This is a genomic window from Kitasatospora sp. NPDC089797 (assembly GCF_040684795.1).
In the GTDB taxonomy this organism is placed as follows: Bacteria; Actinomycetota; Actinomycetes; order Streptomycetales; family Streptomycetaceae; genus Kitasatospora.
Genome location: NZ_JBFBGS010000092.1, coordinates 1 through 15,427, shown reverse-complemented (window position 1 = coordinate 15,427; position 15,427 = coordinate 1). Strand labels below are relative to the sequence as shown.

The following is a 15,427-nucleotide window of genomic DNA, read 5'->3' as shown; positions in this document are numbered from 1 at the left end:
TTGGCGTTGATGTTCGAGTAGTGGGCGAAGACGTCCGGGCCGCCACCCTCCTGCTCGATGAAGCCGAAGCCCTTTTCCGAGTTGAACCACTTCACAGTGCCATTAGCCATAGAAGATTCTCCTTCAGAGGATTGTCCGGGACCCGCACAGCGCGAGCCCCGAGTCACCGCATGGAGCGCCCACCGGGAAATGCCGGGGAACAGAAAAATGCGCCTGCCGTAGATCAGCAGGCGCACACAAAGTTCATGGGAACCACTACTGCAACCGGACCGACTTTAGCAGGCCGCCGCCCACCGGTGCGGGACCGCCACCACCGGTCCCGCCGATGTCGTCCCGTCGGAGCACCGGTCGGGCCCCGGTGTCGCCCCTCGCACCCGGGCACGACGGCGGCCTACCGGCCGACGGGACCCCCGCACATCACCCGAATGCCGGGCGCGAACGGCTCTCGCGCGCTTCCGGCGGCACGTTCACGCGCCGACACCCAGGGTAGTCAGATGAGTACCCAGAGCGTCCCGTGGGGGTGGTGCGAGGAGCGACGATGCCGGAACACGAGCAGGTCGGCGGGGGCGCCGAGCCCGAGGGCCCGACCGGCCCGCGGGTACCGCCGCAGGCTCCGGCGTACGTCCCCCCGCAGGGGCGCCCCGGCGGGGCCCGGGAGGCCGTCCAGGGCCCCTCCGGGGCGGAGGACGAGGGCTCCGCGTTCGACGGCACGGTCCCGTGGCCGGACCGGGTGCTGCCGCTGCTGCGGATCCCGACCACCGCCCGGCCGGTCGACGACGACGACGGCGAGGCCGAGCCGGGGCCCGGGGAGACCGCCTCCGCCGTCGGCCTGGCCCTGCGGGTCGGCGAGCTGATGCTGGCCTGCGGCGAGGCCGCCGAGGACGTCGAGGCGGCCATGTTCGCCGTCGCCCGGACGTACCGGGCCAGGGCCTGCGACCCGCAGGTCACCTTCACCCGGGTCGCCATCTCCTACCAGCCCGGCCCCGGCGAGCCGCCGGTGACGGCCGAGCGCTCCGTGCGCCGGCCCGCCGGGGACTGCGCCCGGCTGGTGGCGGTGTTCCGGCTCGTCACCGAGATCACCCTCGGCGGGCTGCGGGTCGAGGACGCCCACCAGCGGCTCACCGCCGTGTACCGGGACTGCCCCCGCTACCCCTGCTGGCTCACCGCACCGACCGCCGGCCTGCTGGCGGGCTCCGCGACCCTGCTGGTGAGCGGACGGGCCGACGCCCGCGCCTGGCTGGTGTTCGCGTGCGCCGTCGTCGCGGCCGTCGCGGGCGACCGGCTGTCGGCCCTGGTCCGGCGGCACGACCTGCCCGACTTCTACCGGATCTCCACGGCCGCGACGCCGGCCGCCGTCGTCGGCATCCTGATGTCCTTCAACCAGCTGCACCTGCGCGGATCCGTGGTGATCGCCGGCGGGCTCTACGCCCTGCTGCCCGGCTGGCCCATGGTGGCCGCCGTGCAGGACGGCCTCGCGGGCTTCTACCTGACCGCCGCCGCCCGGCTGCTGGAGGCGCTGTACCTGATGGCCGGCGTCGTCGTCGGGGTCATGACCGTCCTCTACGTCGGGGTCAACAACGGCGCGGACCTGATGGCCCAGGACGTCCCCTCCGCCTGGAACCCCGGGCTCCAGCTGACGGCGGCCGTGCTGCTCACGCTGTTCTTCGCCGTCCTGCTCAACACCGAGCCCGCCATGCTGCCCGCCGTCCTCGTCAACAGCGCGGCGGGCTGGTCGGCCTACGGCGTGCTGGTGCACGCGGGCACCGAACCCATCATGGCCACCGGCTTCGCCGCGATGCTGGTGGGCCTGTCCGGACAGCTCATGGCCCGGTTCGGCGGCAGCCCCGCCCTGCCGTTCGTGACCGCGGCCCTCGGGCCGCTGCTGCCGGGGTCGGAGCTGTACTTCGGACTGATCGCCTTCGTCCGGGGCGAACCCGAGGCCGGGCTCAGCGGCGTCGGGCGCGCCACGGCCACCGCGATGGCCCTCGCGATCGGCGTCAACCTGGGCCACGAGGTGGCCAGGCTGTTCCTCCCGGCACCCGGGGTCGGCCCGGCGACCCGCCGGCACGGCGGTCGCCACCGCCGCTGAGAACGTCGCCACCGCCACTGAGCACACAGTGGCAGGCATGAACGCGACGGACGGGGTTACACGCACCGGAGCAGACCCCCGACCGAACGGAGTCCCCGTGCCCGCCGAGTCCCGCCTGTCCCAAGCCCCCGAGCGCCCCTGGCACCGGAAGCCGGAAGGAGCGTGCCGGGCCACCGAGTGCACCGCCCTCTTCCGCCCCTCCCGCGAGCCCGGTGCCGCCGCGAAGGAGCGGGTGGAGGCCGCGAAGGCGGTCTGCGCGGGCTGCCGGGTCCGGGTGGAGTGCCGCCGGCACGCGCTCGCGGCCCGGGAACCGCACGGCGTCTGGGGCGGACTGGCCGAGGAGGAGCGCCGGGCCCTGTTCACCACCGACCCGTCCCCGCACGCGGGTGACCCCTGGGGCGCGTGAGGGGGTTTGGGGAGCGCGCAGCGCGGTAGGCGCGACCCGTGGGCAGGTGAACGGACGGCTCCGCCCGCAGAGTGGCCCGCGCTCCGGAGCGCGGAGCGGCCCCCTCATCCCGACCACCGTCCCGTCACCACCAAGGAGGACATCGTGATCGTCCTCGGCGTCATCCTGCTCCTCATCGGCTTCCTCATCGGGATTCCGTTCCTGTGGACCATCGGTGTGGTCCTGGTCGTCATCGGCCTCGTGCTGTGGCTCGCCGGAGCCCTCGGACACTCCGTCGGCGGGCGTCGTCACTACTTCTGACCCGGGTCGCCACCACCGTCCGCGCCCACGCCCCCGAGGTGTCGGCGCGGACGGTCGCACGTGCACCGGCCGGGGCGTGCGGCCCCCGGGCCGTGCGATGGCCGGATGGGGCCGGTCCGGCGCCGGTGCGGGGTACGCCGTCCGTGTGCGTCCCGGGGCCGGCGGGTAGGCATCGCCGCACCGGTGCTCCGCCCGACCGCAGGCGTCCGCCCACGGGGGCCCACGCACGGGCCGCAGGGCCGCCCGTGCGGTCGCGCCACCGGAGGGAGGGGGCCACAACGTGCTGAGCATGATCAGCGAACCCTCGGGCCAGGGCTGGCCCCAGTTCGCCGAGTTCGTGATCGCGCTGGTGCTGTCGAGCGCGATCGGGCTGGAGCGGGAGATCCGGCAGAAGGCCGCCGGCCTGCGCACCTACACCGTGGTCGGCCTCGGGGCCGCACTGTTCACCCTGGTCAGCAAGTACGGGTTCGGCGACGTCCTGCGCACCGGACAGGTCGAGCTCGACCCGTCCCGGATGGCGGCCCAGATCGTCTCCGGCCTGGGCTTCATCGGCGCCGGGGTGATCTTCGTCCAGCGCGGTTCGATCCGCGGCCTCACCACCGCGGCCACCATCTGGCTCACCGCCGCCATCGGCTCGGCGGCCGCGGCCGGCCTGCCGCTCCTGGCCACCGCCGCGACCGGCGCCTACTTCTTCGTCGGCTCCGTGCTGCGCCCGCTGACCCACCGGCTGCCGCAGCTGCGCGCCCGCCCGGCCACCTGCCGCATCACCTACCTCCAGGGCAGCGGCCTGCTGCGCGAGCTGATCGCCCGGATCACCGAGCAGGGCTTCTCGATCATCGAGTTGAGCACCGTCCCGGTCGGCGGCCCGGACGTCCCGGGACCGCCGTCAGCGGCGCCACCCGCCGCCGCGCCGGACGACGCCGGACGGATCACCGCGGTGTCCGTCACGGTCCAGGGCCGCAACGATCCCGCGGTCCTCGCGGAACGGCTCTCCCGGGTGCCCGGGGTGCTGGCCTGCTCGGTCAGCCGGCCGGACGAGTGACCGCGGGCGGGGCCGCCGGGAGCCGGCGCAGCGGGCCGCCCGGCGGACGACCCGCTGCCACCCCGGCACCCTGGGTCACTCGTCCCGCTTGAGGGCGCCCTTCACCCGGTCCGCCGCGCCCTGCACCGCGTCCTTGACGTCCTCCGCGGCCTGCTTGGCCTTCGACTCCACCTGGTCGGCCTGGCCCTCACCCTTGAGCTGCTGGTTCCCGGTCAGGTCGCCGGCCTTCTCCTTCGCCTTGCCCGCCAGCTCCTGGGCCTTGTTCGACAGGTCTCCCATGGTCTTCCTCCGGTCGTCGGCGGCGATCCGGTGCGATCGCCCGTTCGTCACCGTTTGCCCCGCCCTGGGCGTTCCATGCGTGCGATCCGGATCACTCGCCGGGCCGTCCCCGGCGGTCGCCGCGGACCGGCGGGCCGGTGGACCGGTTCGGCGGATTCGGGCCGCACGGCTTCGCTAGGGTGACCGCATGAGCGACCGTGTCACGTCTCCCTTCGGGACCTTTCCGACCGTCCACCGGGCCCTGGACCTCCAGGACGAACTGATCGCGCCGGTCGCCGCGGCGCTGGCGAGCTGGGACGCGCCGGAGGCGGCCCGGTCGGTGCTGTACGTGGAGACGGATCCGGCGAAGGCGGACACCGCCGTGTTCTGCGAGACGTACGACACCCCGCCGGAGTACTCGGCGAACTGCGTCGTGGTCGCCGCCAAGCGCGGCGGGACGGTCACCACGGCGGCCTGCGTAGTGCTGGCCACGACCCGTCTGGACGTGAACCAAGCCGTCCGCAAGCACCTCGGGGCGCGCAAGGCGTCGTTCGCGCCGATGGACGCCGCGGTCGAGGGGACGGGCATGGAGTACGGGGGCATCACGCCGGTCGGGCTCCCGGCCGACTGGCCCCTGCTGATCGACGAGAGGGTCGCCGCCGCGCCGCACGTCCTGGTCGGCAGCGGGCGGCGCCGGGGGAAGCTGATCCTTCCGGGCCGGGCGTTGGCCGCCCTGCCGGGCGCCGAGGTGGTGCCGGGACTGGCCGTCGCGGTGGCTTCCGCCGCGGCGGAAGCCACCACTGCGGACGCCTGAACCGCCGCGGGCTCGGGCGACCGGCCGGGACGGCACCGCCCCCGGGCCTCCGGTGCCGGGCTATCCGCCCTCGCCGGCGCCGTCCGGGCCGGTGCCGCGCTCGCCCTCGGCCGGCAGGCCGACCTCCTCACGGTCCTCCTCGGTGCGCTCCTCCAGCTCCTCCTCGTCGGGCCGCCGTGGCAGCCCCCGGCCGTGGCCGGTGTCCGGATCCCCCTCGACCGCCCTGTTCGACTTGTGGTGCGCCATCGGTTCCTCCTCGACCCGTCGCCGGACGATTCCTTCCCCTCCATCACCGCCCCGGGCCGGGCGGCCCGCAACCCCGGGCGACGACCGGGCCGGTGCGCGGCCGGGCCGGAGGCGCCGCCCGGGCGCTCGGGCGGAGCCCGCGCCCGGGCGGGTCCCGGTGGCGGGCCGGTGGGGGCGGGGCGGCCCGGCCGGGCGTCAGCCGAGGTCGAAGGTGTTCGGCAGGCCCAGCGCGTAGCGGCCTTCGTCGACCAGCTGGAGCGCCGCCAACTCGGGTGCCCGGTAGAGCAGGTGGACCTCGCAGCGCGGGGCGGCGGAGCCGTCGGCGTCCAACAGGGCGTTGACGGCGCGGCGGGCCGACTCGTTCGCCCCCTCCATGGTGGCCAGGTCGACGTCGGTGCGCACGTAGTCGCCCGCCAGGAACAGGTTCGGCACCCGGGTGGCCGCCGTCGGGCGGTGGTGGAGGGTGCCCGCCGGGTGGATCAGCAGCTGCTCGCGATTGGCCGGGGACGGGCCGCCGAGACCGGTCACGGCCGGGTCGATGAACCAGCCGAGCCGGTCCTCGTCGCGCAGCGGTTCGCCGCCGCCGGTGCCGTTGAACGCCCGCTTGCACTGCGCCCACACCTCCTCGGCCACCTGCTCCCGGGTGCACTCCTTGGCCGTCCGCCCGAACAGCACCCCGGGCCGGTCCCACTCCGAGACGCAGACCGACAGGCAGTCCACCGCCGTCCCGTCCCCGTAGTCGGCGGCGAAGTCCCGGTCCCAGAACTGCGCCTGGTGCAGGGCCGTCACCGACCAGGGCGAGTCCAGCGCCGCGGCGTGGCCGTGCACCAGGCGGGGCGAGCGGCGCAGGTAGAACTGCACCCCGGTCATCCAGTCCGTCCTGATCAGGTCGCAGCGCGCCAACTGGGGGTCGGCGGCGCGCAGTTCCGGGCCCCAGGTGGCCCGGGCGTGCTCCACCGGCATGGCCTGGAGGTAGTGGTCCGCGGTGATCGTCTCCGCCGCTCCGCCCTCGCTGGGGACGATCCGCGCGCCGGTGATCCGCCCGTCGGCGTAGTGCAGTTCGCGCACCTCGGTGCCGAACCGGACGCTCACCCCCAGCGAGGCCAGGTGGGCCGCCCAGGGGTCGATCCAGGCCTCGCTGGTGGGCGCGTTGAGCACCCGGTCGGGCTGCCCGTCGACCCCGCGCCCGAGCAGGCCGTTGAGCAGGAACGCCTCGACGATGGTGCGGGCCACCGTACGGGTGCTGGCCTCCTCCGCCTTGGTGGCCACCAGGTCGCGGGTGAGCCCGACCCCCAGCAGCCGCTGGTAGTCGTGCGACATCCGGTCGGCGCGGATGAACCGCCACCAGGGCACCCGCTCCCACTGCTCGTCCCGGCGGCGGTCGCAGCTGGTGAGGTGGACCAGGACCCGGTCGGCGAAGTAGGTCACCTCGGTGGCCGGCAGGTGCAGGGCGGTGTCCAGCACCCCGGTGAGGGTGCGGCGCAGGTTGTCGGGCGCCAGGTCCTCCAGGGCCGGCGGCGTGGTGAGGGTCCGGAACGGCAGCAGCAGCGCCTGCCGGGGCGCGTCGAACGCCAGCAGCGCCTCGGCGCCGTCCCGCAGGTTGTCGTGCACGCTGCCGGTCCGGCCGGGGAGCGGGATGCGGCGCATGGTGTCGGGCAGGTTCCGGTAGAAGCCCGGGAAGAAGCGGAAGCCGTGCTCCCCGGGGAGCGGCCGGCGGCCGCCGGCGGCGGTACCGGGGACGGCCATGCTGCGCGCCTTGCCGCCGAGCTGCCGGTAGTACTCGTAGACGGTCACCCGGTAGCCGCGCTCGGCCAGTTCCTGGGCGGCGCTCAGCCCGGCCACCCCGCCGCCGAGCACGGCGACCCGCTTCCCCCCGGCGCTCCGGCCGGGCGCTCCGGCCGCCGCCACGCGCCGCGCGGGCGCGCTGAGCGCGAGGGCCCCGCCCGCGGCCGCCGCTCCGGAGAGGAACTGACGGCGCGTGCGGCCGTTCGTACCGGTTTCGGCCATGGTGCGGCCCACCCCCATCGATTGCTGCCCGGTCCTGTCCGTTTCCGTCCGATCACTGTTCGTGATCGACGTCGGTCATTCTGCGGCGCGACCGAAGCGGCGGAACGCGGCGGGAGGGGGCCGGAACCAGCCCTGCCACGGCCATCCGGCGGCCCCGCTCACCCCATCGGGCGACGGCCGTCCCGCCCGCCGGATTGACGCCCGCACCCGGGTCGCCGGTCCATGGAAAGAGACGATGTTCAAACGTCTGATGTTTGTATAGGCTGCTCCCATGAAACGCATCAGCGCACCCCGGCGGACGGCCAGCCTGTCCGCGCAGCTCGTGGAGAGCCTCCGCTCGCACATCGAGACGGGGGGCTGGCCGGTCGGAACGCGGATCCCGCCGGAGCAGGCCCTCATGGAGGAGCTCGGGGTCGGGCGCAGCACCCTGCGGGAGGCGATCGGCGCGCTGGTGCACCTCGGTCTGCTGGAGCCCCGGGCCGGCGACGGCACCTACGTCCGCTCCGCCAGCGAGCTCCAGTCCGTACTGGTGCGACGGGCGGGCGCGGCGAGGCGGAACGACGTCCTGGAGCTGCGCACCGTCCTGGAGGAGTACGCCTCCGGCGCCGCGGCCCTGCGCCGCAGCGAGGAGCAGGTGCGGGAGCTGCGCGCCCTGCTGGCCGACGCCGAAGCGGCCGTCCTCGGCCGGGACGGGGCCGGGGCCACGGCCGTCGACGCGCTCTTCCACCGGTCCGTCGTCCGGGCGAGCGGGAACGACCTGCTGATCGAGGTGTACGACTACCTCGGCACGGCGCTCTCCTCCCACCTCGGGGGCCTGACCTGGGACACCGCCCACGCCGAGGAGCACGGCGAGCTGCACCGGCGGCTCGTCGACGCGATCGAGGCCCGGGACGCGGGCGGCGCCCGCGAGGCCGCGGCCGCGATCGTCCGGCTCTCCGACGGCCACCCGCCCGCCGACCCCGCCGAGGCACCCGCCCCCGGGGAGCGGTGAGCCCGCGACAGCCCTCCCACTGATCCGCCCGCCCCGCCCGCACGGCAGCACCACCCGTCCGCCCGTCCGTCCAGGTTTTCCCGGTCGCCCACGCAAGGAGATCAGTCATGTCCCGCTCCCGTCTCCCCGCCGACGAACTCGACGCACGTACCGAACGACGCAGCACCCGTCTGGCCGCGACCGACGCCCAGTTCCGGGCCGCCGCTCCCCTGGAGGCCGTCACCGAGGCGATCCGGCGCCCCGGCCTGCCGCTCGCCGACCTGGTGGCCACCGTGATGGAGGCGTACGCCGACCGTCCCGCCCTGGGCGAACGCGCCACCGAGCCGGTGACGGACCCGGCGACGGGCCGCACCACGCTGCGCCTCCTGCCGCGGCTGGACACCCTCAGCTACGGCGAACTCTGGGCACGGGTGGGAGCAGTGGCCTCCGAGTGGTGCCACGACCCCGAACAGCCGCTGGCCCCAGGGGACTTCGTCGTCCTCCTCGGGCCCACGAGTGCCGAGTACGCCGTGGCGGAGCTGGCCTGCCTCCGCTCCGGCGCGGTGTCCGTCCCGCTCCAGTCGGGGGCTCCGGCGGCCCAGTTGGCCCCCGTCGTCGAGCAGGTCGGACCACGCCTGCTCGTGGTGGACGTCGACCAGGTGGACGTCGCGCTCGACCTCGCCGCGCTCGCCCCCTCGCTGGGCCGGGTCGTCGTCCTCGGCCACCGGGCCGAGGTCACCGCCCACCGGGAGGCGCTGGAGTCCGCGCGCGCCCGGCTCACGGCGCTGGGCCGGGGAGCGGCCCTGGACACCCTGGCCTCGGTCGTCGCGCGGGGAACGGCGCTGCCGCCGCTCCCCCGGGTGCCCGCCGGGTCGGGAGCCGACACGCTGAGCGCGCTCATCTACACCTCGGGCAGTACCGGCACCCCCAAGGGGGCCATGTACCCCGAGCGCCTGGCCCGGCAGTTCTGGGTCGGCTCCGAGCCCGGCCGCCGGCCCGCCATCGTGCTCGACGTCCTGCCGTTGAGCCACGTGATGGGGCGGGTCGTGCTGTTCGGGACGCTCGCCAGGGGCGGCCTCGCCTGCTTCCCGGCGTCCGGCGACCTGTCGACGTTCCTCGAGGACCTCTCCCTGGTCCGTCCCACCGAGATGGTGATGGTCCCCCGCATCTCCGAGTTGCTCTTCCAGCAGTACCGGGCGACGCTGTCCCGCCGGACCGGGGCGGACGGCGACGCGGCCGAGCAGGTCATGGCGGAGCTGCGGGAGGAGGTCATGGGCGGCCGCCTCCTCTGGGTCGTCAGCGGCTCGGCGCCGCCGAGCGCCGGGACGACGGCGTTCCTGGAGGAGTGCCTCCAGGTCAGGCTGGTCGACGGCTACGGGTCGACGGAGACCGGGGCCGTCGCCTTCGACGGCCGGGTGCAGCGCCCGCCGGTGACCGACTACCGGCTGGTCGACGTTCCCGAGCTGGGGTACTTCGGCACCGACTCGCCCTACCCCCGGGGCGAACTGCTGGTCCGGTCCGACCTGCTCGTCCCCGGGTACTTCCGGCGCCCGGACGCCACCGCCGAGGTCTTCGACGAGGACGGCTTCTACCGCACGGGCGACATCATGGCCCTGGTCGGCCCCGACGAACTGCGGTACGTCGAGCGCCGCTCCAACGTCCTCAAGCTGTCCCAGGGCGAGTTCGTCGCCGTCTCCCGCCTGGAGGCGCTCTTCGACGGCAGCCCGCTCGTCCGGCAGATCTTCCTGTACGGCAGCGGCACCCGCGCCTACCTGCTCGCGGTCGTCGTGCCGACGCAGCAGGCCCTCGACCGCGTCGACGGGGACCCCCGGCGCCTCCGGACGCTCCTGCGGGAGGACCTGCGGCGGCTCGCCGCCGAGGCCGGGCTGAACGCCTACGAGATACCCCGGGACCTCCTCGTCGAGACCGAGCCGTTCACCCTGGCGAACGGGCTGCTCTCCGGGGTGCGCAAGCCGCTGCGACCGGCCCTGACGAAGCGGTACGGCGAGCGTCTGGAGGCGCTCTACACCGAGTTGTCCGACCGCGCGGCCGAGGACGTCCGGACGCTGCGCGCGCTGCGCGACGGCCGGCCGGTCCCGGTGACGGTGCTCCGGGCCGCGCAGGCGCTCCTGGGGCTGGAGGAGGGCGCCGTGGACCCCGGCACCCGCTTCCTCGAACTCGGCGGTGACAGCCTCGCGGCGCTGTCGTTCGCCCAGTTGCTGAACGAGGTCTTCCAGGTCGACGTCCCGGTCGACGTGATCATCAACCCGGTCAACTCGTTGCAGCGGGTGGCCGACCACATCGAGCGGTCGCTCTCGGCGGGACACCGCCGGCCCACCGCCGACAGCGTGCACGGCCCGGACGCGACCCGGATCGACGCGGCCCAGCTGCGGCTGGACGCGTTCCTCGACGCGGGCACCGTCGAGCAGGCCGAACGGCGGCGGCCGACCGGCCCGCTGCCCGAGGCCCGGACCGTCCTGCTGACCGGCGCCAACGGCTATCTGGGCCGCTTCCTCTGCCTCGAGTGGCTGGAGCGCGCGGCGGAGCGCGACGGCACGCTGATCTGCGTCGTCCGCGGTTCCTCGGCGGGGGAAGCCCGGGCGCGGCTCGACGCGGCCTTCGACAGCGGCGACCCGGAACTCGTGGAGCGCTACCGCAAGTCCGCCGCCCGGCACCTCCAGGTGGTCGCCGGGGACATCGGGGAACCGCGGCTCGGACTCGACCCGGAGACCTGGCAGCGGCTGGCCGACACCGTGGACCTGATCGTCCACCCGGCGGCCCTGGTCAACCACGTCCTGCCCTACGGCCAGTTGTTCGGCCCCAACGTCCTGGGCACGGCCGAGCTGATCAGGCTCGCGGTCACCTCCCGGACCAAGCAGTTCAGCTACCTGTCGACGGTCGCGGTCGTCTTCGGGAACGCGGCGGCCGCCGACGAGTCGGCGGACATCCGCACCACCTGCGGGGCGCGCGACCTCGACGGTGACTACGCCGACGGTTACGCGGCCAGCAAGTGGGCCGGCGAGGTGCTGCTGCGCGAGGCGCACGACGCCTTCGGCCTGCCGGTCGCCGTCTTCCGCTCGAACATGATCCTCGCGCACCCGCGCTACCGCGGTCAGCTCAACGTCCCGGACCTCTTCACCCGCCTCGTGCTGAGCCTGCTGGCCACCGGCATCGCCCCCGGCAGCTTCTACGCGCCGGGCACCGGCGACGACCGCGCGCACTTCGACGGGCTCCCGGTGGACTTCACGGCGCGGGCCGTCACCGCGCTCGGCGACGACGCACGCGAGGGCTTCCGGACCTACAACGTGGTCAACCCGCACGAGGACGGCATCTCCCTCGACACCGTCGCCGACTGGTTGGCGGCGGCCGGGCACCCGCTGGCCCGCATCCCGGACCACGCCGAGTGGATCGGCCGCTTCGAGACCGCCCTGCGCGCCCTGCCCGACCGCCGGCGGCAGCACTCGCTGCTCCCGCTGCTGCACGCCTTCGCCGAGCCGGTGGAGCGCCTCGCCGGTTCCGCCCTGCCGGCGGACCGGTTCCGTGCGGCGGTCCGGGCCGCGGCCCTCGACGACGGGAACGACATCCCCCGGCTGTCACCGGAGCTGATCGCCAAGTACGTGGCCGACCTCCGGGAGCACCGCCTGCTCTGACCCCTCCCGTGGCCCCCGGCCGGCGCCGGCCGGGGGCCGACCGGGGCCGCGCGGCCGCCCGGCGCTCACCCTGCGTCGACGCCCCGGAGCGCTCCGCCGACCACGTCGCGCACCTGGTCAGGGGATCGGCCGACCCCGGGGTCCGCCCGCCGACCCGGCTTGTACGCTCGTAGGGAACAGCTCTGTTTTCGAAGGGGGAGCCCGGTGAGCGCCCGTCGCTGGATAACTGTGGTCGCTGGAGTCGTCGCGCTGAGCAGCCCGGCGGTCGCGTACGCCCGCGGCGGGGGCGGCGGCCACGGATTCGGCGGTGGGGGCGGCGGAGGCAGCCACGGTGGTGGCGGCGGCGGTTTCCACGGGTCGACCGGCGGCTTCGGCTACGGTTTCGTCGCCGGTGGCGGGGGCGGTGGGATCCTCCCCCTGCTGATCATCGTGGCCGTCGTGCTGCTGGTCCTGTGGCTCAGGAACCGGCGCCGGAAGGCGGCCCGGACGGCCGGCCTGAACACGGTGTCGGACCGTACGGCGCACCGCTCGGACGCCCAGGCGCGCGAGCGCGCCGCCCGGGTGAGCGCCCAGGTCGACGCCATCGCCGACACGGACGCGACCTTCGAGCGCGCCGCGCTGGAACGCCGGATCGTCTGGCTGTACGAGACCGCCCAGCGCGCCTGGACCCAACGCGATCACGCCACCCTGCGGCAGATCCTCTCGCCGGTGCTGTACGGCAAGTGGTCCGAGCAGCTGAACGACTACGAGTCCCGCGGCGAGGTCAACGTCGTGGAGATCGTCTCCGGCCCGGAGGTCGAGCTGGTCGCCGTGGCGAACCGCGCGGGCGAGGAGAACGACACCGTCACCTTCCGGGTCACCGCGACGCTCAGGGACTACGTGCGCCGCGCCAACGGCCCGGACGCCGTGCGCAAGGACGGCTCCACCCGCCCGGTCGAGTACTGGACGCTGCGCAAGAGCCCGGACGGCGAGTGGATCGTGTCGTCGGTGGAGCAGGCGGCCGAGGGTGCGCACCACCTGACCAGCGCCGTCGAGACGGACGGCTGGGACCAGAAGGAGGTCGCCCGCGAGGCGGTCGTCGAGGTCGCCGGGCGGACCGCGGTCAAGGGGGCGACCGACATCCTGTCGCTCACCAACATCTCGTGGAGCACGGACGCGGACGCCGCCGTGGGCGATCTGAGCGTGCTCGACGGCCGGTTCGACAGGGCGGTGCTCGAGGTCGCCGTCGAGCGGTTCCTCGAGGAGTGGGTCATGAACGACGGCAGCCTGGACTTCACGTCCGTGCGCACGGTCGACCGGACGGTGATGCGTGACGCCGTCGTCAGGTCCGTCACGGTACGGTCGCTGGTCTCGCGCGACCCGATCGTCTTCCGGGTCGCGGTCGACGCGGAGGGCGTCTACTACGAGGTCGACCGCCGCACCGAGCAGGTGCTCCGCGGCGACGCCCACAAGCGCCGGCCGATCGCCTTCGCGTTCGACCTGCGCCTGGACGACACCTCGACCAAGGCGTGGACCGTGGTCGCCGCCACCGCGGCGTAGCCGGAGCCCGACGGGGGCGGGGACGGGAGGCTCCCGCCCCCGCCCCCGTCCCGCTGCGTGACGCCGTCCCCTGCGCGGCACCGACAGCGGGCTCCGGGCCGGTCAGCCGCGTTGCACGGTGACGCGGTCCACGGCCGTGCCGTCCTCGGTGACGGACCGCACCTCCATCCGGGCCGGGGCGCCGCCGGCGGCCGGGGTCACGTCGACCGCGACCAGGCAGTAGCCGGTGTAACGGACCCTGGACCAGCCGACCTTGACGGTCTGCTCGTGGCCGCTCCGGTCGGAGACCACCATCGGCACCGGCGAGTCGTTCCTGGTCTCGTGCCCCAGGTAGGTGTCGGAGGCCGGGAACTTGTAGAGCCCGCCGCCGCCACCGCCCGCGACCACGTACGTGGTGCCGTCCTTCACCGGGTTGACGGTGTCGCCGGAGGCGACCTTGCGGGTGGCCTTGCCGGCCCGGATCGGGTCGGTCCGCTCGTAGACGTGGTTGTGGCCGCTGAGCACCAGGTCCACCTGGTGCTTGTCGAACAGCGGGGCCCAGTCCTGCTGCGCACCGAGCTCGGCCCCGTTGTCGTGGCAGGTGGAGTAGGTGCACTGGTGCAGGTAGACGACGATGAAGTCGATGCCGGGGTCGGCGCGCAGCGCGGCGAGCCGGGCGTCCAGCCACTTCTTCTGCTTGCCCTTGGTGTGGTCGAGGTTGGCCGGGGTGTTGAAGCAGACGTCGTTGCCGTCCAGGCTGATCAGGCCGACGTTCTGGTAGCGCCAGGAGTAGATGCCCGTCGACTGGCTCCAGGCGTTGTCGGGCATGGTGAACCGGGCGCGGACGCCGCCGTAGCCGTCGCCCCCGTACCACGGCTCCATCTCGTGGTTGCCGATCGCCACCATCCACGGGGTCCGGGCCGCGACGTGGTCGTTCTGGACGAAGAAGGAGTCCCACAGGCGGGCGTCGTACGCGTCGTCGGTCTTGCCGCTGCCGCCGCTGTTGGCGTAGGACAGGTCGCCCATGTGGAGGTGGAAGGCGGGGTCGAGGCCGGCGATCAGGTTGCCGGTGGCGGTCGCGTTGTAGCCGATGCCCTGGTCGCCGAAGGCGGTGAAGGTGAACGCGGCGCCGCGGCCCGGGGCGGGTGCGGTGCGGAAGCTCGCCACGTCGCCGGGCCGCCCGCCGGCGCCGGCCGGGTCGTGGCCCTGGTGGCCGACCGCGTAGTAGTAGGTGGTGTCCGGGATCAGCTGGTCCACCTGCGCGTGCAGGTAGTACTGGGTGACGGTGGTGGGCTTGATCAGGGGCTGGTCCTCGACCGGGTGCTGCCAGGAGAGTTGGCTGACCAGGGTGCGGACCTCGGCGGGGAGCGGCGCGCCGAGGTCGCCGGGCTGGAGGCCGAGCCGGACGAAGGGGGCGGTCACCGCGGCCGGCACCTGCCAGGAGACGACGACCTGGCGGGACGGGTCCGCGCCGTAGGCGAGGTGCCGGCCGAAGGGCCGCAGCGCGGACCCGGCGGTCCGTTCGCTCCGGGGCGCGGGGAGGGTCGGGGTGCCGGGGGCGGTGGTGGGCGGGACGGTGGGGGCGGTGGGGGCGGTGGGGTGCGGGGCGGTGGCCCGGGCGGCTCCGGGCAGCAGGAGGCCGCCGGCGAAGGCCGCTCCGCCCGCCGCACCGACGCGCAGGAGGGAACGCCGGGAGTGCCGTGATGTCTCGGACATGCCATCAAGTTAGGAAGGTTCCCTAATCTTTGACAAGAGGACGGACACCACCGAAGTGTTCGGCGCCCTGAACGACACCGGGCGCCGCGCCCCCGCCCACCCCCGTGGGACGGGAACGCGACGCCCCGGGCCGCCGCTCCCCCCGCTGCCGCCCGGTGAACCACCGTGGCGCCGGCGTCCGCTCCGACTGCCGTCCGTGCCGCGCATCCCCCGGCCCCCCCCGATCGGCCTCGGCGGGCTCCCCCGCCGCGGTGACGATCATAATCGCCAAACGGCGAAAACCGCACCTCCCTGACGGGACTGACTGGCGAACACAGTCGCCCGAGGGGCGCGGGCGGCGGGTGGGGGGACACGCTCCCCCCGACGATGAACTCCAAACCGAGGATCATGAAACCCAGAGAGCAACTGCAC

At 74.5% G+C, this 15,427-nt stretch carries 13 protein-coding genes; 8 read left to right on the top strand and 5 right to left on the bottom strand.

What is annotated here, in order from left to right; genetic code table 11:
* The coding region (locus AB0O91_RS40265; RefSeq protein ID WP_363444241.1) for a cold shock domain-containing protein at positions 1-110 on the bottom strand (110 nt) is incomplete at its 3' end.
* 428 nt (positions 111-538) lie between these two features.
* On the opposite strand from AB0O91_RS40265, the gene AB0O91_RS40260 reads away from it, so the two are divergent.
* The 4 genes from AB0O91_RS40260 to AB0O91_RS40245 all read left to right on the top strand — a co-directional run bounded on the left by AB0O91_RS40260 (position 539) and on the right by AB0O91_RS40245 (position 3,837).
* Positions 539-2,089 carry a threonine/serine exporter family protein gene (locus AB0O91_RS40260; RefSeq protein ID WP_363444238.1) on the top strand — a complete coding sequence of 517 codons (1,551 nt, stop codon included), beginning with the start codon at positions 539-541 and terminating at the stop codon, positions 2,087-2,089.
* A gap of 97 nt (positions 2,090-2,186) precedes the next feature.
* Positions 2,187-2,495, top strand: coding sequence for a WhiB family transcriptional regulator (locus AB0O91_RS40255; RefSeq protein ID WP_363444235.1), 309 nt, complete (start codon positions 2,187-2,189; stop codon positions 2,493-2,495).
* A 144-nt stretch (positions 2,496-2,639) separates the two neighbouring features.
* Positions 2,640-2,795, top strand: coding sequence for a DUF6131 family protein (locus AB0O91_RS40250; RefSeq protein ID WP_363444233.1), 156 nt, complete (start codon positions 2,640-2,642; stop codon positions 2,793-2,795).
* A gap of 289 nt (positions 2,796-3,084) precedes the next feature.
* Positions 3,085-3,837, top strand: coding sequence for an MgtC/SapB family protein (locus tag AB0O91_RS40245; RefSeq protein ID WP_363444230.1), 753 nt, complete (start codon positions 3,085-3,087; stop codon positions 3,835-3,837).
* A 75-nt stretch (positions 3,838-3,912) separates the two neighbouring features.
* On the opposite strand, the gene AB0O91_RS40240 is transcribed toward AB0O91_RS40245, so the two are convergent.
* Positions 3,913-4,116, bottom strand: coding sequence for a CsbD family protein (locus AB0O91_RS40240; RefSeq protein WP_363444227.1), 204 nt, complete (start codon positions 4,114-4,116; stop codon positions 3,913-3,915).
* 187 nt (positions 4,117-4,303) lie between these two features.
* Between AB0O91_RS40240 and AB0O91_RS40235 the strand changes: the two genes are divergently transcribed.
* Positions 4,304-4,909 (top strand): YbaK/EbsC family protein, encoded by a 606-nt coding sequence (locus AB0O91_RS40235; RefSeq protein WP_363444224.1) that lies wholly within the window; start codon positions 4,304-4,306, stop codon positions 4,907-4,909.
* Positions 4,910-4,969: 60 nt separating this feature from the next.
* Here AB0O91_RS40235 and AB0O91_RS40230 read toward each other — a convergent pair whose 3' ends face one another.
* Together AB0O91_RS40230 and AB0O91_RS40225 are read right to left on the bottom strand one after the other, a co-directional pair.
* Positions 4,970-5,155 carry a hypothetical protein gene (locus AB0O91_RS40230; RefSeq protein WP_363444221.1) on the bottom strand — a complete coding sequence of 62 codons (186 nt, stop codon included), beginning with the start codon at positions 5,153-5,155 and terminating at the stop codon, positions 4,970-4,972.
* A 195-nt stretch (positions 5,156-5,350) separates the two neighbouring features.
* Entirely contained in the window at positions 5,351-7,162 is a 1,812-nt protein-coding gene (locus AB0O91_RS40225; RefSeq protein WP_363444218.1) for an FAD-dependent oxidoreductase, read from the bottom strand.
* A 271-nt stretch (positions 7,163-7,433) separates the two neighbouring features.
* On the opposite strand from AB0O91_RS40225, the gene AB0O91_RS40220 reads away from it, so the two are divergent.
* The 3 genes from AB0O91_RS40220 to AB0O91_RS40210 all read left to right on the top strand — a co-directional run bounded on the left by AB0O91_RS40220 (position 7,434) and on the right by AB0O91_RS40210 (position 13,321).
* Positions 7,434-8,153, top strand: a complete 720-nt coding sequence (locus AB0O91_RS40220; protein WP_363444215.1) for an FCD domain-containing protein — start codon at positions 7,434-7,436, stop codon at positions 8,151-8,153.
* 107 nt (positions 8,154-8,260) lie between these two features.
* Complete coding sequence (gene car / locus AB0O91_RS40215; RefSeq protein ID WP_363444213.1) at positions 8,261-11,782, top strand: carboxylic acid reductase; 3,522 nt, start codon at positions 8,261-8,263, stop codon at positions 11,780-11,782.
* 228 nt (positions 11,783-12,010) lie between these two features.
* On the top strand, positions 12,011-13,321 hold the full coding sequence (locus tag AB0O91_RS40210; protein WP_363444210.1) for a Tim44-like domain-containing protein: 1,311 nt from the start codon (positions 12,011-12,013) through the stop codon (positions 13,319-13,321).
* 102 nt (positions 13,322-13,423) lie between these two features.
* Here AB0O91_RS40210 and AB0O91_RS40205 read toward each other — a convergent pair whose 3' ends face one another.
* Positions 13,424-15,016 carry a metallophosphoesterase family protein gene (locus tag AB0O91_RS40205; RefSeq protein ID WP_363444207.1) on the bottom strand — a complete coding sequence of 531 codons (1,593 nt, stop codon included), beginning with the start codon at positions 15,014-15,016 and terminating at the stop codon, positions 13,424-13,426.
* Positions 15,017-15,427 lie beyond the last annotated feature (411 nt).

What these genes read in the sequence shown, in the direction of transcription:
- AB0O91_RS40260 (WP_363444238.1), top strand. Translation starts at nt 539, where the DNA reads ATGCCGGAACACGAGCAGGTCGGCGGGGGCGCCGAGCCCGAGGGCCCG.
- AB0O91_RS40245 (WP_363444230.1), top strand. Translation starts at nt 3,085, where the DNA reads ATGATCAGCGAACCCTCGGGCCAGGGCTGGCCCCAGTTCGCCGAGTTC.
- AB0O91_RS40240 (WP_363444227.1), bottom strand. Translation starts at nt 4,116, where the DNA reads ATGGGAGACCTGTCGAACAAGGCCCAGGAGCTGGCGGGCAAGGCGAAG.
- AB0O91_RS40235 (WP_363444224.1), top strand. Translation starts at nt 4,304, where the DNA reads ATGAGCGACCGTGTCACGTCTCCCTTCGGGACCTTTCCGACCGTCCAC.
- AB0O91_RS40230 (WP_363444221.1), bottom strand. Translation starts at nt 5,155, where the DNA reads ATGGCGCACCACAAGTCGAACAGGGCGGTCGAGGGGGATCCGGACACC.
- AB0O91_RS40225 (WP_363444218.1), bottom strand. Translation starts at nt 7,162, where the DNA reads ATGGCCGAAACCGGTACGAACGGCCGCACGCGCCGTCAGTTCCTCTCC.
- AB0O91_RS40220 (WP_363444215.1), top strand. Translation starts at nt 7,434, where the DNA reads ATGAAACGCATCAGCGCACCCCGGCGGACGGCCAGCCTGTCCGCGCAG.
- car (WP_363444213.1), top strand. Translation starts at nt 8,261, where the DNA reads ATGTCCCGCTCCCGTCTCCCCGCCGACGAACTCGACGCACGTACCGAA.
- AB0O91_RS40205 (WP_363444207.1), bottom strand. Translation starts at nt 15,016, where the DNA reads ATGTCCGAGACATCACGGCACTCCCGGCGTTCCCTCCTGCGCGTCGGT.